The organism is Leeuwenhoekiella aequorea, assembly GCF_004104375.1.
In the GTDB taxonomy this organism is placed as follows: domain Bacteria; phylum Bacteroidota; class Bacteroidia; order Flavobacteriales; family Flavobacteriaceae; genus Leeuwenhoekiella; species Leeuwenhoekiella aequorea.
Genome location: NZ_QOVM01000003.1, coordinates 315,144 through 335,720 on the forward strand (window position 1 = coordinate 315,144; position 20,577 = coordinate 335,720).

Genomic DNA, 20,577 nt, shown 5'->3' on the forward strand with positions numbered 1-20,577 from the left:
AGACATGAAAAATATATTCAAAATATTTACTATCGGACTTTTAATCTCCACTGTTTCTTGTGAAGATTATTCTGAGGATCTAAATACAGATCCAAACAATTTTACAGATGCACCAGGATCTTTAGTGATTGGTCAAGCAGAATTAGAAGTAATAAAACTTTCAGAAAGTCAAGCCTCACGGTATGCTGGGCTCTTTACCGATCAATTTTCAGGATGTGACAGACAATATATTCCATATGAAACGTACGCTGTTACGACTGGAGATTTTGATGATACTTGGGATGATCTATATGCAGCAGGTGTAGCTCAATCTCAGTATGTACAGGATAAGGCCACAATAGATGGAGATAATGTTCTGCTAGGAGTAGCTCAAATAATGGAAGCTTTATTATTTGGAGAAGCAGCAGCACTATTTGGAGATGTTCCTTTTAGTGAGGCTGGTGACCCTTTATTATTTCCTAATCCTCAATATGACAAACAATCTGATGTTCTAGCAGGAGTACAGGAAATATTAAATGAGGCATTAACCAATGTTGGAAACACAAAAGTAAGTAATGCCTTTGGAGGAACAATATTTGTTCAAAATGATGCCACTTGGTCACAAATTGCTCATTCGCTTAAAGCACGATATTTCCTTATATCGAAAAATTATACTGGAGCGTATACAGAATCGCGACTTGGAATCACTTCTGCGAGCGGAGATCTTTTAGCGAGACATGGTGTAAATACAGGAGAAAAGAATCTTTATTTTCAATTCACTCAAGAGCAGAGAGGTGGTTATTTAGGATTATGTAATTCCCCATATCTATTAAGATTATTAGATGGTACTACTCCTAGATTATTAGCTACCCCTGGTGATAGTAATAGACTAGATGTTTATTTTGACACTGCTAATTCAGAAGTGAATACAAATGATGGAGGCTACTTTGCTATTGATGCGAGCTTTCCAATTATTAGTTTTGTTGAAACTAAACTAATCGAAGCTGAAGCTGCAGCACGAACTAATCAAGACGGAAACACTCCATTTAATACTGTAAGAAACTATTTAGCTTCAGAATATGGTGGGACTTTTCCTCCTAGTACCGCCACTGGAGACGTATTAATAAATCAAATTTTAGAAGAAAAATATATTTCATTAATTGGCTCATTACAAGTTTTTCATGATACAAGAAGAACAAACAATGCATTAAATATTCCAATTAAAGGAAGTACCAATTCGTCAGTCCCTCAACGCTTTTTATACCCACAAATTGAGATAAACGCAAATACTAGTTTTCCTGGACTTATAGAAATTTTTACTAAAACTGAGGTTAATAATTAAATTTTGAATTAGCCTGAATAGCCATTTTAGTGTAAAGCTAGAATGGCTATTTTTTTTAAATAATTTGGTCAAGCGTCGGAAGCGCTAAAAGTTTAATATTTCCAAAAGTTAAATTTTTATTAATTAAAATTATAACAAACTAAACATCAACAAGATATAGTTCCCATAAAAATAATTATGATATCAATAAAATTAAATACTTTAACACTTAAATAATAAGATATTCACAAGATAAATTTGATTTTATTGAAATTAATTGATGGTTATCGCAAGATTTAAGAGATAAAAATTGTTTTTTGAATATTATTTATACAAATTCGCTGCTGGCTAATTCAAATAAATAATAAACATGAAAACTAAATTTAGTGGATTGCTAACACTTTTACTGGTGTTAGTGGTGCAAATCTCGTTTGCACAAACAAAGGAAGTAACCGGAACGGTTACTGATGGAAGTGGGGTTCCCCTTCCAGGAGTAAACATCGTAATCCAGGGCACAACAACTGGTACTCAAACAGATTTTGATGGTAATTACACTATTGGGACTGAGCAAGGTGCAACTTTAGTATTCTCTTACATTGGTTTTGGGGAAGTTCAAAAAGTAGTTGGATCTTCAGCAACAATTAATGTTACCCTGCAAGCTGGAGAGGCATTGGAAGAAGTTGTTGTTACAGCTTTAGGTATTACGAGAGAGAAAAAATCTCTTGGTTATGCTACGCAAGAAGTTTCAAGCGAAGAATTGACTGAAACAAGAAATAGCAATGCATTAAATGCACTTTCAGGTAAAGTTGCTGGTGTTCAAATTTCTAATGCTAGTGGTAATTTAGGAGGTTCTTCTCGTATTGTTATACGTGGTATTGGATCTATTACTCAAGAAAACAGACCTCTTATTGTTGTAGATGGTATTCCATTAGACAACAGTAACTACAACTCTAGCTCAACCCAAACTGGTGGCGGTGGTCGTGATTTTGGTGATACAGGATTCGACATCAACCCTGATGATATTGCATCTATGAACGTACTAAAAGGTGGTGCAGCTGCAGCACTTTATGGTTCTCGTGCAAGTAATGGTGTTATTCAAATTACTACTAAATCTGGTAAAAAAGGTAAAGGTGAAGTAACCGTAAATTCAGGTATTACCTTTGAAGAGGTAAATATTTTACCTCAAACTCAAAAGTTATATGGTGGAGGTAGTGGAAATTTCACTATTGGTGAGCAAGGTGGCTTTAATCAAGGAACTATTAATGGTGTTACCTATGATGTAGTTGATTATGGAACTGATGAATCTTGGGGGCCACGTTACAGAGGACAACAAGTTCTTCACTGGGATGCATTTGACCCAGAATTCCCTGGTGATTACTTACAAACAAGACCTTGGTTAGCTCCAGAAAATGATGGAAGTACTTTATTTAAAACAGGTTATTCATATAATAATGGAGTAGCATTTTCTCAAGGTGGTGAAAATTCAAACATGCGTTTATCTATAAACAATACGCAAACTGAAGGTATTTTACCAAACACAAATCTTAAAAAGACTAGTATTAACTTTAATGGCTCTTCACAAATAGGAGACAAATTAAAAGTTGATGCTTCTGTAAACTTTACAGTAACAGATGGTTTTAATAGACCTGCTTCTGGTTACACTGGCGCTGGGGTAATACAGCAGTTATATCAATTTGGACAAACATCTTTAGATTACGAGCGCTTAAAAGCATATCAAACACCAGATGGTCGTCAAAGAACTTGGAATAGAACAGCATTTGACGATGCAACTCCAAGATATACAGATAACCCATATTGGATTTTAAATGAGAATACAGCTAGTGATAAGAGAACACGCTGGTATGGTTCTGTTGGAGCAACATATAACTTTACTGATGACTTTTATGCAGTAGCTAAAGTTTATGGTGATACTTATGATTTTAGAGTTAATGAAAGAACAGCCGTAGGCTCTCAAGCTCAAGCATATTACTCTGAAATAGATAGAGATTTTCAAGAGATTAACTATGAAGCAAGATTACATTATGATAAAAAAGTATTTGATGATAAGTTAAGTATCAATACATTCTTTGGAGGTAATCGTCGTGTTAATGAATATCATTCTTTAAGTAGTAATACTAATGGTGGTTTAGTTGTTCCAGGATTCTATAACTTAAGTAACTCTGCAGATAATGTATCTGTAGGTGAGTTTGATTCTCAACGTCAAATCAATAGTTTATTTGGTTCTGTATCTTTAGGATATGACAACTTCGCTTATTTAACTGTTACTGGTCGTAATGATTTTTCATCAACATTACCAGGTGATAACAATTCATACTTCTATCCTTCATTAAGTGGAAGTTTTATAGCATCTAAATTTATTCAAGCAGATTGGTTATCATTCTTAAAATTAAGAGCTGGTTATGCTGAAGTAGGTAGTGATACCGATCCTTATGCATTAATAAATGTTTACTCAGGGAGCAATCCGTTTCTAGGTTCAGTACCGTTTACATTAGGTAGTAGTAATAAGAATGCATTTCTTCTTCCAGAGGAAAAACGTACTTATGAATTTGGTATTGAAGCTTCATTTTTTAATAGTCGCTTAGGATTCGATGTAACTTACTACAACGAAACAACCAAAGATTTAATTACTCCAGTACAAGTTGATCCAGCAACAGGATTTACATCTACCGTACTTAACGCAGGTGAATTAGAAAACAAGGGTATTGAAGTTTTGTTTAATGCAACTCCAATAATGACAGATGATTTTACTTGGGATCTTACCTTCAACTTCTCTAAAAACGAGAACACTTTGTTAAGTCTTCCTCAAGGATTAGAGACGCTACAATTAGCATCATTCCCTTTTAATGGTGTTTCTTTAAATGCTGTTGTAGGTGAGCGTTATGGCCAGATTAGAGGTACTAACTACGTTTACGACGATGCAGGTAATAAAGTTGTGAATTCTGATGGTAGTTACGCAGAAACTCAGGATGTTGAGAATCTAGGTTCAATATTACCTGATTATAATGCAGGATTAAGAAACACATTTACATATAAAGGAATAAGCCTTGGTGTTCTTATTGACAGACAAAAAGGTGGTAAGTACCGTTCTCTTACAAATATATGGGGTAACTACTCAGGTATTTTAGAGCAAACTGCTGCTAATAATATTCGTGAAGAAGGTATTGTTTTACCTGGTGTTACTGGTGATATCGCTTACAACGATGACGGTTCTTATACGGTTTCAAATACTGCAACAAACACGCAAGTAATTTCTGCTCAACAGTACGGTACAGATTTCTACTTTGGTAATGATAATCAAAACGTTTTCGACGCGTCTTACTGGAAAGTTCGTGAAATTACATTAGGTTATAGTTTACCTAAAGATTGGTTAGGAAATGCATTTAGCGATGTTAGATTAACTGCTTTTGGTAGAAACTTATTTGTATGGGGATTAGATAACGACAACTTTGACCCTGAAGTAGCTACTTCTGGTAGTGGAAATATTCAAGGTTCAGAAGGTGGTTCACTTCCTTCTACTCGTTCATATGGATTGAATGTTCAATTAAAATTCTAAGAAAAAATGAAAAATAAATTTATAATCTTATTAATGCTCATCATCTCTGCAGGATTTAGTTCTTGTGAGGAGGGCTTAGAAGAAGTTAATATTAACCCAAACGATCCTGAGGTCGTTCCAACGGCTAACATATTTACTTCTGCGACAAAACAATTCACAGATTTTAGCCGTGATGCTTTTAACTCTGGTAGATTAACTCAAGTTTGGGTTCAGTATTGGGGTCAAACTGCTTACGCAGATGAAGATCGTTATTTGTATCGCGAAACTTCAGCACAAAGTATCTATCAAAATACATACTTAGTTGCAACAGATTTAAAATCAATCATTGATTTAAACTCAAATGAAGAGACTAGAGATGCTGCTGCAAGCTCTGGTAATAACAACAATCAGATAGCTGCTTCTAGAATTATGCTATCTTATATGTTCTATGAGTTGACAAATTTCTTCGGGGATGTACCTTACTATTCTTATGGTAATGATGATCCAGATTTTCAAGCCTTAAGCGTTGATACTAACTTAAGTCCGGTATTTGCTCCACAAGAGAAAATATACGCTGATATCTTAAATGAATTAAGAGAATCTGCTGATATGATTAATACTAATGAGCAAGTTTTTACAAGTGGTGATAATATCTTTAACGGTGATGCTACAAAATGGAAAAAATTTGCAAATTCTCTTATTTTAAGAGTAGCAAATAACTTGAGAAATGTGGATGCTGCGACTGCAAACGCTGCAATTACAACTGCTATTCAATCTGGAGTTATGACTTCAAATGCAGACAATGCTGTACAGAGTTATGAAACTACAGATTTAAATGCCTCTCCTATGTGGGTTGCTTTTATAGGTAGAACTGACTTTGCAGTAGCTGCACCATTCATTAATTTATTAAAAGGTGAAACAGGTAATTTTGGTTTAGACCCTAGACTTTTTGAAATGGCTGCTCCAATTAGTGCAAGCATTCAAGAAGTTAAAGATGGTACGTATACTAGAAGCGAAGATCCTGATGATTATTTTGGTGCACCTTATGCATTTAGAAATATGACTTCTCTTCCCTTTACTGCATACTCATTTATGAGTAGTAATGTTCTTAAGCCAGACTTCGGAGAAGTTCTTATGGAATATTCTGAAGTAGCTTTTATATTATCTGAGCAAAACGGATTTGATCAAGTTAATTACGAAAATGGTGTACGTGCTTCTATGCAAAAATGGGGCGTTGAAGAGGCTGATATCAATGCATATATAGCAACTTTACCAGCTGCTTCACAAGCAAATGTTTTGAATCAAAAATACATAGCGCTTTACATGCAGCCTAATACTGCCTACGCAACATATAGAAAGACTGGATTTCCAAATACGTTATTACTTCCAGGTGATACTGTAAGACTTCCTGAAAATCAAATTCAAGCGCAAGCACCAGCAAATCGTATTGAGACTTATACATTTGAATCTGGAGTAAATGGTGTAACAGATTTACCATTCCGTTTGAGATATCCTCAAATTCTACAAACCCTAAACAGAGAAAACCGTTCTGCAGCTGCTGCAGGCCTAGAAAATGGCGATACTGTTTTAAGCAAATTATTCTGGGACGTTAACTAAGTTAAAGTTCATATTATAATCTTTAAAACCACCCGTGCAAACGGGTGGTTTTTTTATTTCGCAAAACTTAAAACAAACCTATCTTTGCAGTATGTCAAAAAACAACCATATCTACGGTACAAGAGCGATTATTGAAGCGATAAACGCAGGTAAAGAAATAGGGAAAATCTATCTTCAAAAGGGACTAAATAATCCCTTGTCTAAACAATTAGAAGGATTAGTAAGAGAACATGGAATATCTGTTTCATATGTTCCACAAGAAAAGCTTTACAAATTATCAGATCAAAATCATCAGGGAGCTATTGCTACCATCTCCCCTATTCAATTTGCAGATTTTGAAGCTACAGCAGAAGCCGTATTGTCTTTAGAAAAACCGGCCTTGTTTCTTTTACTTGATCAACTTACCGATGTACGTAATTTTGGTGCTATTATTCGTACTGCTGTTTGTACAGGTGTTGATGCGATTATTGTACCTAAATCTGGTGGCGCTCCGGTTACTGATGATACAGTAAAAACTTCTGCAGGTGCTATTTTTAATATTCCTATTTGCAAAGTAGATCACATTAAGGATGCTTTATTTTACCTACAAGGTTCTGGCGTAAAAGTAGTAGCCGCGACTGAAAAAACAGAAGATTCTGTTTATGACATAGACTATAAACCATCTTTGGCTTTAGTAATGGGAAGTGAAGGTAAAGGGGTTACCCCCGGAGTTTTAAAACTAGTTGATCACAAAGCAAAGTTACCAATGGCGGGTACTATAAGTTCACTTAATGTTTCTGTAGCTTGTGGTGCTTTTTTATACGAGATCGTTAGGCAGAGAAGCTAATCTTCTTTAAAATTTTCTTCTTCAGTATCAGGTGCTGGAGGATCAATAAAATTTCCATTTTCGTCAAATTGTTGCAAAAAAGGATCATTATCAGAATTGTAAGACTCGGTCTCCCATATATATTTTGGAGCTTTTGCAATCTTATTCCGAAGCAAAAAAGCTAAAATTGCTCCTGTTAAAAAACCAGACAAATGACCTTCCCAACTCATACCATCTTGTAGGGGCAGAGTTCCCCAAATTAAACTTCCGTAAAGAAAAACGACGATTAATGAAAATGCTGTTAAACGGAAATTTTTAGACCATAAACCTTTAAAGAAAAGAAAAGAGGCTAGCCCATAGACAATACCACTTGCTCCTATATGATAAGCTTCTCGGCCTACAATCCAGGTTCCTAAGCCACTAAATATAATTAGAAATAAAAACACTTTTAGCGCTACAGGTCGATAAAAATAAATCAAACCGGCTAGAAGTATCAATGTAGGGATACTGTTATGCCAAAGATGACTGAGGTTTGAATGAATGAATGGCGAAAATAGTATTCCACGTAGTCCTGATAGTTCTCTAGGCAACACACCGTATTTTGTAAAATTAAAACTAAACCTTAATTCAAACCAAAATACAAGCCACATCAACAGAACAAATAATAGAGGATAAATAATAACCCGATTATTAAATTGAAAGGAATGATGATGTGTTTCTTTACCCATACTACAGCCTACTAGCAATTGTTTATCCAAAATCATAAATTAGGAAATACTGGCAGTTAATTTCAAGTAATTAAATAATTTTGAATTATGAATGCACCACTAGCAGAACGTTTGCGCCCTAAGAATCTTGATGATTATTTAAGTCAGGAACATCTTGTAGGTGATAAAGGAACACTTACTTCTTCTATAAAATCTGGTTTAATACCTTCACTAATTTTATGGGGACCTCCAGGAGTAGGTAAAACTACGCTAGCCACCATTATAGCAGAAGAATCAAAACGCCCTTTTTACACGTTGAGCGCAATAAATAGCGGGGTAAAAGATGTAAGAGAAGTAATAGATAAGGCAAAAACTGCCGGAGGTTTATTTACTCAAAAGAACCCTATACTTTTTATAGATGAAATCCATCGCTTTAGTAAATCTCAACAAGATTCATTGTTGGCAGCAGTCGAGAAAGGTTGGGTTACATTAATAGGTGCTACAACAGAAAATCCAAGTTTTGAAGTGATACCAGCTTTATTGTCGCGTTGTCAGGTATATGTTTTGAATCCTTTTTCAGCTGACGATCTTAGAGCGCTTCTAAAGCGTGCAATGACCCAAGACACTATATTATCTAAGAAAAGAATTATTCTTGAAGAAACGGAAGCCTTGTTGCGCATAAGCGGTGGTGATGCCCGTAAACTCTTAAATATTTTTGAATTACTCGTCACGACTGATACGGCAGATGAAGTCATAATTACCAATGCGATGGTGAAGAGTAAGGTTCAACAAAATACCGTTTTATATGACAAAACTGGCGAGCAGCACTATGATATAATATCTGCCTTTATAAAATCTATACGAGGCAGCGACCCCAATGCGGCAGTATATTATTTAGCCCGAATGATAGAAGGGGGTGAAGATTTAAAGTTTATAGCAAGAAGACTTATTATTCTAGCTTCAGAAGATATAGGCAATGCAAATCCAACCGCTCTCATTATGGCGACAAATTCATTTACTGCTGTAAATACCATAGGATATCCTGAAGCTCGTATTATTTTAAGTCAGTGTGTCACCTATCTCGCAACATCTCCCAAGAGCAATGCTTCCTACATGGCCATCAACAAAGCTCAGCAGCTGGTAAAACAGACCGGAGATTTACCTGTACCTATGGCATTACGTAATGCTCCAACAAAATTAATGAAGGAATTAGGTTACGGTGATGACTATAAATATTCACACAACGGTACGGGAAATTTTATAGCACAAGAATTTCTACCTGAACAAATAAGAAATCAAAAGTTATATGATCCCGGAGATAATGCTCGCGAAGACGGAATAAGAAAATTTCTTAAAAATCGCTGGGGCAATAAATATGATTACTAATTTATTTTTCAGTAAATATCATTTTTACTAATCCCGAAACACCTTTAATTTCACGTTCTATAGTAAATTGATTATTATCATAAAAACCAACCCCTGTGAACTCTGATGTACTTACCAAGTAAGAACCCGCAGATGTCTTTGTAGCTGTACCTATCTTAGTCGAACCTTCATAAACATCAAACCCACTTACTGAAGATTTTAAAGTAAAAGAGCCATCTCCACTTACAAGAACAAGCTCGGCATTACTTTGAGAAGATGGGTTTTGATTTGAAATAGACTTAGAATCTTTAACATCATTCGTTGTAAGCTCCTTTTCTTCCTGGACAGTTTCTTGTTTTGTATTAATCACACTAGAAACACGAACTTCTTTCTTTGCAACTTCTTCTTTCTTTGCCTGCATTTTACGTATCTCAGGAACTAAATTCTCAGCATTTTCCCCTTCAGTTATGGTTGCTTTGGTAACAATTTCATCAGAATAAGAATATCCCATATCTTCTAATTTTGCAAAAGCCTTTCTAAAAGCATCCTGATGCCCTTCTTTGAAAGATTTTATTTTGCTTTTACCTTCAGGTAATGCAAACACTTCTTTACCTCTACAATTTACAAGTGTTATTGATGCGTTTGTACTTAAGAATCCACTTACATCTGCGCGAGCATATAATGTGTTGCAACCAGATTCATTTAAGTCTGCAGGAAGCGCTTCATTTTCTAAGTAAGCATTGAAACCATACTTGATAAATAAGAATCGTGTTAACCCATTTAGCTCATATTCACCTTCTTCATCTTGAAATTCAAACTTCTGAGGTACAATAATATATTTATAATCTGCAAGTTCTTGAGCCATTAGTCCAGAAACACAGGTTATCATCAAAAAGAAAAAAACAATTTTAATTTTCATACTAAATATCTTTTAATCAAAATCGGAATGGAATTCCGCACGCTTTATAAATTTATCAACTTAAACTAGCAAATTAAGATTTAATTGAAGTACAATCTAATGCTATTACAAAAAGATTTTTACCGAATCTATTCGATCTATGACCAGCTGCTCGTTATGCGCTATTTCTTTATGGTAATTAAAAAAAATCGTGCGCATACCTACTCGTTGCGCTCCTAAAATATCGGCCTCATACGTATCTCCAATCATTACACTCTCAGCGACTCCTGCCCCAGCAGTACTTAAGGCGTGATGAAATATACGCATATCTGGTTTTTTTACACCTACAGATTCGCTACTGGTTACTGTCTTAAAGAAATGATCAATCTTTGACTTTTTTAATTTTAAAGTCTGCACTTCTTCAAACCCATTTGTAATTATATGCAGTTTATAATTTTTATATAACTCTTCTAATAATTCTAATGTTCCGTCAAACAAATTATTATGATCTGGCAAATGTGTGATATAGTCATCAGACAATTTGTTTATCAAATAATCATCAATATTCACTTTTAAACCTTCAAAACTCTTCTTCAGACGACCGTAACGCAACTGTTCTTTAGTGATTTTTGACTCTCTAAAATATTTCCAATATCTAAAGTTTATCGGACTGTAAACTGCTAGAAATTCCTCAACTGGCACCGCTATTTTATTCTTCTCAAAAATTGTCTCAAAAGCAAGTTTAGAATTTTTATCAAAATCCCAAAGTGTATGATCAAGGTCAAAAAATATATGATTTACTCCAGATAATTTACTCATGTACTAATTCTCTAAAAAATTGCTTCCACTGGCCTTCATCCTGCCCTTTACCCGTTACTGATTTATTTTTGAAGCTAAATATAAAAGTTCCGTTTACACGCTCAACTTCCGCTTTCATTTTAAAAAACACATCCAATACTTCATTTAAATCTTTTGCATCTAGTACTTCTGCTTCAAAAGTTTGCGCCTGAGAACATATGGGATGTAGAACTAACGGAGTAATACTCTCATAATCTAAATCATAAAAGAAAAACGGGGTGCAAGTGCCCGCTCTAAATCCTAAGGTATCGGGATAACCCATAGAATAATCATTGTTGACTTCCTGATTAATCATCTCTCTATAATGCACGGGAAGACTCACCATCTCACTACCACAGCGTATAGCGTTTAAAGGCTTATTCGTAATTCCTTCAATACGAATTTTCTCAAGCTTCATATTTTTTTGATAATCCAATGCTTCTTTTGAAAGCAAAAGACCTATCTCACTATAGTCACCAACCATTTTAATAAGCTCTCTGAAGGACTGTTTATTGTACCGAATATTACGCGTATAGGTCGACAAATCTCCCACCTGAAAGAAAAACAAGAACTTAAATTTAGATTTTTTCTGAACATTGATCAACCAGCTAAAGGTATCATAAGGATCTTTCCGCAAGCCTAGATTAATCTGAAGCCGCAGCCAAAGTCGAGAAAATTGTAGCCGCAATAAATCGCTTACAAAACTGGTAATTTCCCGTATAAACCCAATATCGTACATTTCATAAGCTTGCTCTACATCTACTAAAGCCTGAAATGCAAACTTTTTAGTTGAAAAATCATAGTCTGGATATTTCTCTTTAAGCAAATCTTTAAAGTGATATGCCCAGATATCGACCACCGGTTCTGTTAGAAAATCTTCCTGAAAGCCTAAACTTTCTGATGCCGGAAAACGCCCTTCAGCATCTTTAACGTGTGGTAAAAATTCTTCATATCTGCTTAATAAAATAAATGCTGCTGCAAATATGTCATAAGGCAGCGCACTTTTTGTTCCGGTTACAAAAAAACACTTGGTATCAAGCCAGGGTTGTACATTAATTTCCATATCAGAAATGCCCTGTTCAAAAAGCACATCCTGACTTTTTATATGTATTTCTTTCCCTAAAGGTTTGCTTGTGTAAGAAAGCTTAAGACTATCGTGTACAATAAATTCATCTACAGCGGTCGTAAATTTTACAGGGATTCCTAAAATCGCAGTACATATATGTTTGAATGTATAGCGTAGGCGTGGAGTTATTTTATGAGTATATACTAGAAGCATAAAATTTTTCTTGAAGGCAAGTTCTGTATTTTTCTTAAAAGGGCGAAAGAATTACAACAAACCTTCGTCAGCGAAGCTAAAATAGGCTTTTTCGGTAATGATTAAATGATCAAGAACCTTAATATCTAGAGATTTTGCAGCTTGCTGGAGTTTCTCTGTAATATTTTTATCGGCTTGACTTGGTTTAAGGGTGCCAGAAGGATGATTATGGGCTACTATTAATGCTACAGCACCAGTTTCTAAAGCTTTTTTTAAAACAAGTCTTACATCTACAAGTGTCCCGGTCATACCTCCTTTACTAAGTTGGTGCATTGTTAGAACCTTGTTTGCATTATTTAAATACAAGATCCAAAATTCTTCATGTGGAAGTTCGCCTAGTAGAGGCTGAAAAATTTCAAACACAATATTACTTCCCGTTATTTTATGAACTTCTGCGACATCCTCAATTCTTCTACGGCGCCCTAATTCTAAGGCAGCAGCAATAGAAACGGCTTTGGCCTCACCTATTCCCTTAAATTTTAATAATTGATTTATACTCAGTTTACCTATTGCGTTTAAGTTATTGTCTACCGAACTTAAAATACGTTTACTTAAAGCTACTGCACTTTCATCCCTATTTCCAGATCCTATAAGTATTGCAACTAATTCTGCGTTTGTCAATACATCTTTTCCTTTATTCAATAATTTCTCTCTGGGACGATCATCTAAAGACCATCTTTTAATTGAAAAAGAATCTGATTTTTTCACCATAGTATACATTTGAGTAAAATTTATTCAACTATAAATTACTAATTGCTAGATAATTAAATGATCTCTAAATATATAGAATGTATTTCAAGAAATTAAAAATTAAGACATTTTTAAACAATTGGATTGCATAGAACCGCAAAAATCGTATTCAGTAAACTTTTTCAAATACGCTTTAAAGTAACTTTACCTTTGAAAAATTGAAAATTATAAAATGGCTTATCCACCTTCGCATCATCAAGAATCAGAGTTTATAAATATCGTTGAGACTATAAAGACATTTCCTTTAGCATTGATTGTTACGGCTAAAGATGACAAACTATTATTAACTCATCTCCCCCTATTGTATAAGCCCGATGCAGATAGTGGATCACTGCTGGGACATATAGATAATGCTAATCCTCAGTTAAGTCATTTGCAGGAAGGCTCTAAAGTAACTCTAGTTTTTAATGGCCCGGATAGTTACATATCACCTAGCATATACACCACTCCACAACTTCCTACCTGGAATTATATTAAAATACATCTTGAGGGGATCCTTATAAAACTTCATTCTTCTGAAGAACTAAAGGAAACTATGGTAGAACTAACTCAGTATCTTGAAGGGGAGAATCAAAAATTTCAATTAGATAGTAATGATTCAAGAATGGAAGCTTTTGTAAAATATGTTACAGGATTTGAAATTAAAATAACATCCTGGGAAGGAAAGTTCAAACTATCTCAAGATAAAAATGAGAATGATATACAAAGCGCTAAAGGGGCACTAACCGAAAATTACTCATCTATTATGAATAACTATATAGAGGCCATTTATAAAAATCACAAATCCAAAAATAAATAATAAGCTTATATCAACGAGCTATAATAAATCCTGAATTTTACTGAAATCTAATCCGCCGTAATTTCCACTACTCATAAGTAAAAGTACTGTATCATTAAATGTAGTATTTTCGAGATAACTTTTAAATTCGGTGGGATCTGTATAAATAATTAAATCTTCTCTATCAAAGGCTGAAGCAATTTGCTCTTTAGTAATCGTTTCTAATTGTTTTATAGCTACCGCTTCTGGTGAATAAAAGACTACTGCATCTTCTGCCGCATCTAGCGCTCCTTTATAACCTTTTATAAATTCGGCATTTAAACTACTATAGGTGTGAAGTTCTAAACAAGCAACCAAGCGTTTGTTAGGATATTGATTTTTAACTGCATCTGTTGTTGCCTTTACTTTTGAAGGTGAATGCGCGAAATCTTTATAAGCAATATTTATCGCCGTTTCACCTATTTTTTCAAGACGTTTAGCAGCTCCCTCAAATCCTGCAATGGCCTCATAAAAATCATCTTCATCAATACTCATATGTTGGCAAATCCATTTTGCTCCTGCTAAATTGCTTAAATTATGTTCTCCAAATACGGATATTGGCATTGGTCCGTCTGGAGTATTTAGCAAAGTCTCCCCATTTTCTATACTATATTCAGGTAAAGTATAAGAGTGCTTTCTGGTTGGGGCCTGAGCCGCTTCAGCAATTCGTTTTACCTCAGCATCATCCTCGTTATAAACAAGAATTCCTCCTCTGGAAATTGATTCTGCGAAAGTTTCAAATTGCTCAACATAATTCTCATAAGTAGGAAAAACATTTACGTGATCCCAGGCTATACCGCTTATAAGTGCAATATTAGGCTGATATAAATGAAATTTAGGTCTTCTATCTATTGGAGATGATAAGTACTCATCACCTTCTAGTAAAATAAAGTCATTCTCATCGGTAAGGTGTACCATAGTCTCTAAGCCCGGAAGTTGTGCGCCTATCATATAATCTACTGTTCTACTGTGATAATGCAAAACGTGTAGGATCATAGAGGTTATTGTAGTTTTTCCATGAGATCCTCCTATAACTACACGTGTTTTCTCTTTAGATTGTTCATAGAGAAACTCTGGGTAACTATAAATTTTTAGTCCGATTTCTTGAGCTTTAACCAATTCCGGATTGTCTATTTTAGCATGCATACCTAAAATAACAGCATCAAGATCTGAGGTAATTTTATCTGGAAACCAACCCATTTCTACAGGAAGTAACTCATAATTTTGAAGTCGGGATTTTGACGGCTCAAAGATAGCGTCATCACTACCACTAACAGCAAAACCTTTATGATGAAGTGCCAATGCTAAGTTATGCATTGCGCTCCCACCTATAGCTATAAAATGTACTCTCATAATCGCTTGTAAATTGTCTAGGCAAGTTACAAAAAATCATATCACGTCAATTTTTAAAATATCGTGATTTAATAAATTACATAGCTATTATCTGCTTTTTCTCATCAAGGGCATCACTAAAATCTGGCAAGTCTGCCAAGCATAAATTTATATAATGAAGCGCTTTGGTTTTGTCTCCTTGGTTTTTATAGATCTGTGCCATTCTATACTGCGCCCACCCTACAGGAACCCCATCTTTGTAAGAGTAATTTGCAATGTACTGTTTGAGACTAGCTAAGCCTAGAATTGGCTCTAAATTAAATTCAGCAGCAATCTTACCTATTTGGTAATTAATTTGGTTGCGCTTATGTATTTTGAAACTTGTAGTTGCTGCGTCTAATGCTTTTTGAGGCTCATTATCCTTCTCATACAATGCGATAAGTTTTGCGTACGTTGTAGGTGATCCACCCACACGAATAGCATTTTTATAAAGGCCTTCAGCTTCTTTTAAATTATTTTGGTATTCTGCCACATAACCTCTGGCAAGATATCCATCCACTGGAGAAATCTTTTGCAATTCTAATGCGTAATCCTGGGCTTTGCTAGTACTGCCACCAATGATACCGGGCAGTTGTAAGTAAAGTTCGATAAGAGCCCATCTAACCTCAATATGTTTAGGATCTAATTTTGCTGCTTTATGAAAGTGCTCTTTTATGTCATCAATATAGGTAAGAGCTCGAATGCGGCTTATACTTAAAGCTTTCATACCTAAAGCCCCGCCATATTTAAAATGATAGTTAGCACTTGAGGATTGTTCTTCTACGAGATCTTTATAATACGATAAGGCAGAATCCCAATTTTTTGAGTAGGAAGCTATATCCCCTAAATATTCTCGAGTTAATTTATCTGAAGGATGTTTTTTTAAATAGGAAAGCAATAGAGGCTTCGCTTTATCAAATTTTTCAGCATTATAATAATTTTCTGCCATCACAAATTCAGACTGCTGTGAATAGCTGGGAAAAGCGAATAAGAAAATGAAAATTAATGATACAAACCGAAAAGACATATATAATTATTTTGCTCAAAGCTAAACAAAAAGCAGACCAGAAATATAACGTTCAATAAATTTAGTAAGCCGCTCTTTATTTCTCGGGAGGAAAATTCCTAAAAATTTTCTCACTCACTTTAGTATAGTAAGAAACTCGGTCTTGAGGATTTGTATTTAATGCAATATTACTATCGCTTACGGCTTGCCATACAAGAATATCTTCACTGCTATCTACAAGGTCTATAGTAATTGTTTGATGGTCTTTACTGCCTCCTAAAGGGATTCCGGCACCTATACTCACTCCTCCACCATAACCGCCACTACCTACTCCTACACCTACAGAATTCTGAGACGATTCTCTGTACTGATCAGACATTATATTAATTAGCAAATCAGGATTTTCAGATTTTGTAAAACCTTTTTCATCCATTACTAAATCGATCGCACTTATGAGCCTATTAGCATCTAACTGACTTAAACCAGTCTGCATATCAGGCAGGTAGTTATAAGTTTTATATTTAGAAAAACTTATTTGCTCATCGTAATCATAATTTACCTGTGTAGAACCACAAGAAATTAAAACAAAGGCAACCAGTATAATTGAAAAATACTTCATTATTATGCTTTTTTCTAAAAATAGGCATAATGATGAAGTATGTAAGTCAATAAAATCCTAAAAAATATTTGGATTAATCGTTAGATTCTGGCTTATTCAACATAGCCCAAAGCTTATCCTTTAATTCTACTAGCCCCTGTTGTGCTACAGAGGATATAAATAAATAGGGCACTTCAAGTGATTTATCTAATTCCTTTTTGAGCTCTGCTTTGAGCTCTGCATCAAGCATATCACATTTTGTAATGGCTATTAACTTGTCTTTATCCAACAGCTCAGGATTGTATTTCTCAAGTTCATTAAATAAAACGTGATACTGCTCTGCCACATCTGGAGCATCAGCAGGTATCATAAAGAGTAATGTTGAGTTGCGCTCAATGTGTCTTAAAAAACGGTGACCCAGACCTTTTCCTTCTGCTGCACCTTCTATGATTCCGGGGATATCAGCAATGACAAAAGTTTGAAAATCTCTGTATTGTACTATCCCAAGATTAGGTTTTAAAGTTGTAAATTCATAATTAGCAATTTTTGGTTTAGCTGCAGTAATTACCGATAATAAGGTAGACTTACCCGCATTAGGAAACCCTACTAATCCTACATCAGCAAGTACCTTAAGCTCTAGAGTAACATTAACCTCAACACCATCCATTCCGGGTTGTGCATAACGGGGAGTCTGGTTTGTTGCAGTTTTAAAATGAGCATTACCTAAACCGCCCATACCACCTTTGGCAATTATAAACTCTTCGTCTAGCTCGGTGAGCTCGCGTATAACCTCCTGCGTTTCTGTATCTCGTATAACTGTACCTAATGGCACATCAACATAAATATCTTCTCCATCTGCACCAGTACTCGTTTGCTTACTTCCGTTAGAACCGTGCCCCGCTCTAATATGCCTCTTAAATTTAAGATGAAGCAGCGTCCACAAATTTGGGTTTGTACGCACGATAATATGACCGCCACGACCACCGTCACCACCGTCAGGCCCACCTTTTGTCACAAACTTTTCACGGCGCAAGTGAGCAGAACCTCCCCCACCTTTACCAGATGAAACGTGCATCTTCACATAATCAACAAAATTACCTTCGGTCATAAAAATCTATAAATTAAAAATATAAGTACTTAATAGCACTTATACACTAGTTAAAGTGTGTCAATTGTTTTACTCAAACGGGCTGTAATCTCAGTAACCTCTCCTACTCCATCAACACCAAAATATTTATCTTGTTTTTGATAGTATCCTTTTAAAATAGCCGTCTCATCATAGTAAACTTTAATACGCTTACGTATAACAGTCTCATCTGCATCATCTTTTCTGCCACTTGTTTTACCACGCTCCAGAAGTCGTTGAACTAAAATCTCATCATCAACTTCTAATGCGATCATTGCAGATACTTGGGTGTTTTTATCACTCAAAAGCGTATCAAGTGCTTCAGCTTGGGCTATAGTTCTTGGAAAACCATCAAATATAAAACCATTTGCATCTGCATTCTTATCTACTTCAGCGCTCAACATATCTATGGTTACGGTGTCTGGAACTAGCTGTCCCTTATCCATATATGATTTAGCCAGCATACCTAGCTCGGTAGCATTCTTTATATTGTATCTAAAAACATCTCCGGTAGAAATGTGAATCAGATTGTATTTTTCTTTCAAAAAAGAGGCTTGTGTTCCCTTCCCGGCACCTGGAGGGCCAAACAATACCAAATTTGTCATTTTTGTGTTTTTAAGTTTATAAATAGCATTGAGGTTACGCCCCAAACCGTTATAATCAAGGCCATAGCCTACTATAAAATCGTTAGGTATTTCTAACCCAACGTAATGAATCTTATATTCCTTTGAATAGGCCTCAGGCTTAAAAAATAAACTAGCAAAGCGATAATTTTTCACTCCACCACTCACCATCATTTGGGTCAACTTCTCAACAGTGTTGCCACTATCAACAATATCTTCAATTATAATAACTTCACGATCCTCCAGATCTGCATCTATGGGAATATGCGTCATTACCTCACCGGTACTTGAAGTACCGTCATACGAGCTAAGCTTTAAAAATTCAATCTCACAATCGCCGTTAAATCGGCTTAATAACTCTGTTGCAAATTTAAATGCACCATTAAGAACGACCAGAAAAAGCGGCTCTTTACCATCATAATCTGCGTTAATTTTATTTGCTACTTCTTCTATTGCCTGTTTGAGCTTGTCTTCTGAGATAAACTCATCAAAATGGAGACCGTGTAGTTTAATCATGGTTAGTCTGGAAGTGGTTTAAACTAAACAGCAAAGATACATATTGTTAGTTAATATAAACCTTTAGAAATTTCAATATGAACTCGAGTCCTAAAAATGAAATAGAGCACTTCATCTTACAAAGGTTTTAAGATCATACACGCACAATTCTAGTGCTAAAATCTTACTTTTGCATTCGTAAATTTTTGATGCTAACAGACCTTATTTTAATGAATTCTTATTTCTCTTCAGATTTTAAACTTGCAATTTTAGGCGGTGGTCAACTCGGTAAAATGCTACTTTACGAGACTCGTAAGTTTGATATACAGACACTGGTATTAGACCCAAGCCCAGAAGCTCCATCAAAAATAGCTGCAAATCATTTTGTACAGGGAGATCTTATGGATTTTGAAACGGTTTATAACTTCGGAAAACAAGCTGATGTAGTTACTTTTGAAATTGAAGCTGTAAATATTGAGGCTTTAGAAAAATTACAAGCCGAGGGAATTACGGTTTATCCCAGTCCGCAAACTTTACGGAAAATTCAAGATAAGGGTGTGCAGAAAGATTTTTATACAGAACAAAATATTCCCACCGCAGCATATAAAAGATTCCCAAACTTAGAAGCTCTAAGACTAGACTTAACAGCAAATCAAATGAGCTTTCCTTTTGTATGGAAAAGTACTCAAGGTGGTTATGATGGCAAAGGTGTACAAGTCGTACGTAATGCAGAAGATCTAAATAAAATTATAGATGTTCCTTGTATTGCAGAAAGTATGATTCCCTTTAAAAATGAACTTGCGGTAATTGTGGTTCGCAATCCTAAAGGAGAGGTTAAAAGCTATCCCGTAGTAGAAATGGAATTTCATCCCGAAGCGAATCAAGTTGAATATGTGATTTGCCCGGCTCGTATAGATGAGCAAGTAGCACAAAAAGCACGTGAGGTTGCCACTAAAGTTTCCGAAGCATTTGGACACGTAGGACTTCTAGCTGTAGAATTGTTTCAAACGGAAGATGATGACATCATTGTAAATGAAGTAGCTCCCAGACCTCACAATAGTGGGCACTACACTATAGAAGGTAGTTACACAAATCAATTTGAACAACATTTACGAGCAATTTTAGATTTACCTCTAGGAGAAACTGAAAGTAAAACGGGTGCTGTTATGGTGAATCTAGTTGGAGAAGAAGGTTATACAGGAGATGTATTTTATGAGAAGATTGAGCATATTCTAGCCCTAAAAGGCGTTATTCCTCATATATATGGCAAACGGGAAACCAGACCATTCCGGAAAATGGGACACGTCACTATAATAAATAGTGATCTTAGTGAAGCTCGTAAAATTGCAGAGGAAGTAAAAAACACTATAAAAGTTATCACAAAGTAATTA

General features: G+C 35.2%; 17 protein-coding genes. 7 read left to right on the forward strand and 10 right to left on the reverse strand.

The window, feature by feature from the left end:
• Positions 1-4 precede the first annotated feature (4 nt).
• From DSM00_RS08860 to rlmB, 4 genes are all read left to right on the forward strand, one after another.
• The gene (locus DSM00_RS08860; RefSeq protein ID WP_128757671.1) at positions 5-1,321 is read left to right on the forward strand and encodes a SusD/RagB family nutrient-binding outer membrane lipoprotein; all 1,317 of its coding nucleotides are present in this window, start codon (positions 5-7) and stop codon (positions 1,319-1,321) included.
• Positions 1,322-1,670: 349 nt separating this feature from the next.
• On the forward strand, positions 1,671-4,874 hold the full coding sequence (locus DSM00_RS08865) for a SusC/RagA family TonB-linked outer membrane protein (RefSeq protein ID WP_128757672.1): 3,204 nt from the start codon (positions 1,671-1,673) through the stop codon (positions 4,872-4,874).
• Between the two features lie 6 nt (positions 4,875-4,880).
• On the forward strand, positions 4,881-6,470 hold the full coding sequence (locus DSM00_RS08870; RefSeq protein ID WP_128757673.1) for a SusD/RagB family nutrient-binding outer membrane lipoprotein: 1,590 nt from the start codon (positions 4,881-4,883) through the stop codon (positions 6,468-6,470).
• 91 nt (positions 6,471-6,561) lie between these two features.
• A complete protein-coding gene (rlmB, locus tag DSM00_RS08875; protein WP_128757674.1) occupies positions 6,562-7,296 on the forward strand; it encodes a 23S rRNA (guanosine(2251)-2'-O)-methyltransferase RlmB in 735 nt (244 codons plus the stop codon).
• On the opposite strand, the gene DSM00_RS08880 is transcribed toward rlmB, so the two are convergent.
• The gene (locus tag DSM00_RS08880) at positions 7,293-8,039 is read right to left on the reverse strand and encodes a rhomboid family intramembrane serine protease (protein WP_241652380.1); all 747 of its coding nucleotides are present in this window, start codon (positions 8,037-8,039) and stop codon (positions 7,293-7,295) included. The genes rlmB and DSM00_RS08880 overlap by 4 nt on opposite strands.
• A gap of 51 nt (positions 8,040-8,090) precedes the next feature.
• Between DSM00_RS08880 and DSM00_RS08885 the strand changes: the two genes are divergently transcribed.
• On the forward strand, positions 8,091-9,368 hold the full coding sequence (locus tag DSM00_RS08885; protein WP_128757675.1) for a replication-associated recombination protein A: 1,278 nt from the start codon (positions 8,091-8,093) through the stop codon (positions 9,366-9,368).
• Position 9,369: 1 nt separating this feature from the next.
• Here the strand turns inward: DSM00_RS08885 and DSM00_RS08890 are convergent, their stop codons facing one another.
• The 4 genes from DSM00_RS08890 to radC all read right to left on the reverse strand — a co-directional run bounded on the left by DSM00_RS08890 (position 9,370) and on the right by radC (position 13,111).
• Positions 9,370-10,266 (reverse strand): hypothetical protein, encoded by an 897-nt coding sequence (locus tag DSM00_RS08890; protein WP_128757676.1) that lies wholly within the window; start codon positions 10,264-10,266, stop codon positions 9,370-9,372.
• 105 nt (positions 10,267-10,371) lie between these two features.
• Positions 10,372-11,064, reverse strand: a complete 693-nt coding sequence (locus DSM00_RS08895; protein WP_128757677.1) for a YjjG family noncanonical pyrimidine nucleotidase — start codon at positions 11,062-11,064, stop codon at positions 10,372-10,374.
• On the reverse strand, positions 11,057-12,361 hold the full coding sequence (locus tag DSM00_RS08900; RefSeq protein ID WP_128757678.1) for a polysaccharide deacetylase family protein: 1,305 nt from the start codon (positions 12,359-12,361) through the stop codon (positions 11,057-11,059). The genes DSM00_RS08895 and DSM00_RS08900 overlap by 8 nt, the downstream gene beginning before the upstream one ends.
• 51 nt (positions 12,362-12,412) lie before the next feature.
• Complete coding sequence (radC, locus tag DSM00_RS08905) at positions 12,413-13,111, reverse strand: RadC family protein (RefSeq protein ID WP_128757679.1); 699 nt, start codon at positions 13,109-13,111, stop codon at positions 12,413-12,415.
• A 211-nt stretch (positions 13,112-13,322) separates the two neighbouring features.
• Here radC and DSM00_RS08910 point away from each other — a divergent pair, with 211 nt between their 5' ends.
• On the forward strand, positions 13,323-13,949 hold the full coding sequence (locus DSM00_RS08910) for an FMN-binding negative transcriptional regulator (protein ID WP_128757680.1): 627 nt from the start codon (positions 13,323-13,325) through the stop codon (positions 13,947-13,949).
• 18 nt (positions 13,950-13,967) lie between these two features.
• Here the strand turns inward: DSM00_RS08910 and DSM00_RS08915 are convergent, their stop codons facing one another.
• The 5 genes from DSM00_RS08915 to DSM00_RS08935 all read right to left on the reverse strand — a co-directional run bounded on the left by DSM00_RS08915 (position 13,968) and on the right by DSM00_RS08935 (position 19,207).
• Positions 13,968-15,320: a UDP-N-acetylmuramate--L-alanine ligase gene (locus tag DSM00_RS08915; protein ID WP_128757681.1), complete on the reverse strand. Its 1,353-nt coding sequence runs from the start codon at positions 15,318-15,320 to the stop codon at positions 13,968-13,970.
• A gap of 76 nt (positions 15,321-15,396) precedes the next feature.
• Positions 15,397-16,365 carry a tetratricopeptide repeat protein gene (locus DSM00_RS08920; RefSeq protein ID WP_128757682.1) on the reverse strand — a complete coding sequence of 323 codons (969 nt, stop codon included), beginning with the start codon at positions 16,363-16,365 and terminating at the stop codon, positions 15,397-15,399.
• 76 nt (positions 16,366-16,441) lie between these two features.
• Positions 16,442-16,963, reverse strand: coding sequence for a DUF4136 domain-containing protein (locus DSM00_RS08925; RefSeq protein ID WP_128757683.1), 522 nt, complete (start codon positions 16,961-16,963; stop codon positions 16,442-16,444).
• A 73-nt stretch (positions 16,964-17,036) separates the two neighbouring features.
• On the reverse strand, positions 17,037-18,050 hold the full coding sequence (gene obgE, locus DSM00_RS08930; protein WP_128757684.1) for a GTPase ObgE: 1,014 nt from the start codon (positions 18,048-18,050) through the stop codon (positions 17,037-17,039).
• A 50-nt stretch (positions 18,051-18,100) separates the two neighbouring features.
• Positions 18,101-19,207 (reverse strand): adenylate kinase, encoded by a 1,107-nt coding sequence (locus DSM00_RS08935; protein ID WP_128757685.1) that lies wholly within the window; start codon positions 19,205-19,207, stop codon positions 18,101-18,103.
• A gap of 209 nt (positions 19,208-19,416) precedes the next feature.
• Here DSM00_RS08935 and DSM00_RS08940 point away from each other — a divergent pair, with 209 nt between their 5' ends.
• The gene (locus tag DSM00_RS08940) at positions 19,417-20,574 is read left to right on the forward strand and encodes a 5-(carboxyamino)imidazole ribonucleotide synthase (protein ID WP_128757686.1); all 1,158 of its coding nucleotides are present in this window, start codon (positions 19,417-19,419) and stop codon (positions 20,572-20,574) included.
• Positions 20,575-20,577 lie beyond the last annotated feature (3 nt).

Excerpts from the sequence above, each read along its gene's own strand:
- radC (WP_128757679.1), bottom strand. The coding sequence starts at position 13,111 with ATGGTGAAAAAATCAGATTCTTTTTCAATTAAAAGATGGTCTTTAGAT.
- DSM00_RS08935 (WP_128757685.1), bottom strand. The coding sequence starts at position 19,207 with ATGATTAAACTACACGGTCTCCATTTTGATGAGTTTATCTCAGAAGAC.
- DSM00_RS08865 (WP_128757672.1), top strand. The coding sequence starts at position 1,671 with ATGAAAACTAAATTTAGTGGATTGCTAACACTTTTACTGGTGTTAGTG.
- DSM00_RS08895 (WP_128757677.1), bottom strand. The coding sequence starts at position 11,064 with ATGAGTAAATTATCTGGAGTAAATCATATATTTTTTGACCTTGATCAT.
- DSM00_RS08860 (WP_128757671.1), top strand. The coding sequence starts at position 5 with ATGAAAAATATATTCAAAATATTTACTATCGGACTTTTAATCTCCACT.
- obgE (WP_128757684.1), bottom strand. The coding sequence starts at position 18,050 with ATGACCGAAGGTAATTTTGTTGATTATGTGAAGATGCACGTTTCATCT.
- DSM00_RS08900 (WP_128757678.1), bottom strand. The coding sequence starts at position 12,361 with ATGCTTCTAGTATATACTCATAAAATAACTCCACGCCTACGCTATACA.
- DSM00_RS08925 (WP_128757683.1), bottom strand. The coding sequence starts at position 16,963 with ATGAAGTATTTTTCAATTATACTGGTTGCCTTTGTTTTAATTTCTTGT.
- rlmB (WP_128757674.1), top strand. The coding sequence starts at position 6,562 with ATGTCAAAAAACAACCATATCTACGGTACAAGAGCGATTATTGAAGCG.
- DSM00_RS08920 (WP_128757682.1), bottom strand. The coding sequence starts at position 16,365 with ATGTCTTTTCGGTTTGTATCATTAATTTTCATTTTCTTATTCGCTTTT.
- DSM00_RS08940 (WP_128757686.1), top strand. The coding sequence starts at position 19,417 with ATGAATTCTTATTTCTCTTCAGATTTTAAACTTGCAATTTTAGGCGGT.
- DSM00_RS08885 (WP_128757675.1), top strand. The coding sequence starts at position 8,091 with ATGAATGCACCACTAGCAGAACGTTTGCGCCCTAAGAATCTTGATGAT.
- DSM00_RS08880 (WP_241652380.1), bottom strand. The coding sequence starts at position 8,039 with ATGATTTTGGATAAACAATTGCTAGTAGGCTGTAGTATGGGTAAAGAA.
- DSM00_RS08915 (WP_128757681.1), bottom strand. The coding sequence starts at position 15,320 with ATGAGAGTACATTTTATAGCTATAGGTGGGAGCGCAATGCATAACTTA.
- DSM00_RS08890 (WP_128757676.1), bottom strand. The coding sequence starts at position 10,266 with ATGAAAATTAAAATTGTTTTTTTCTTTTTGATGATAACCTGTGTTTCT.
- DSM00_RS08910 (WP_128757680.1), top strand. The coding sequence starts at position 13,323 with ATGGCTTATCCACCTTCGCATCATCAAGAATCAGAGTTTATAAATATC.
- DSM00_RS08870 (WP_128757673.1), top strand. The coding sequence starts at position 4,881 with ATGAAAAATAAATTTATAATCTTATTAATGCTCATCATCTCTGCAGGA.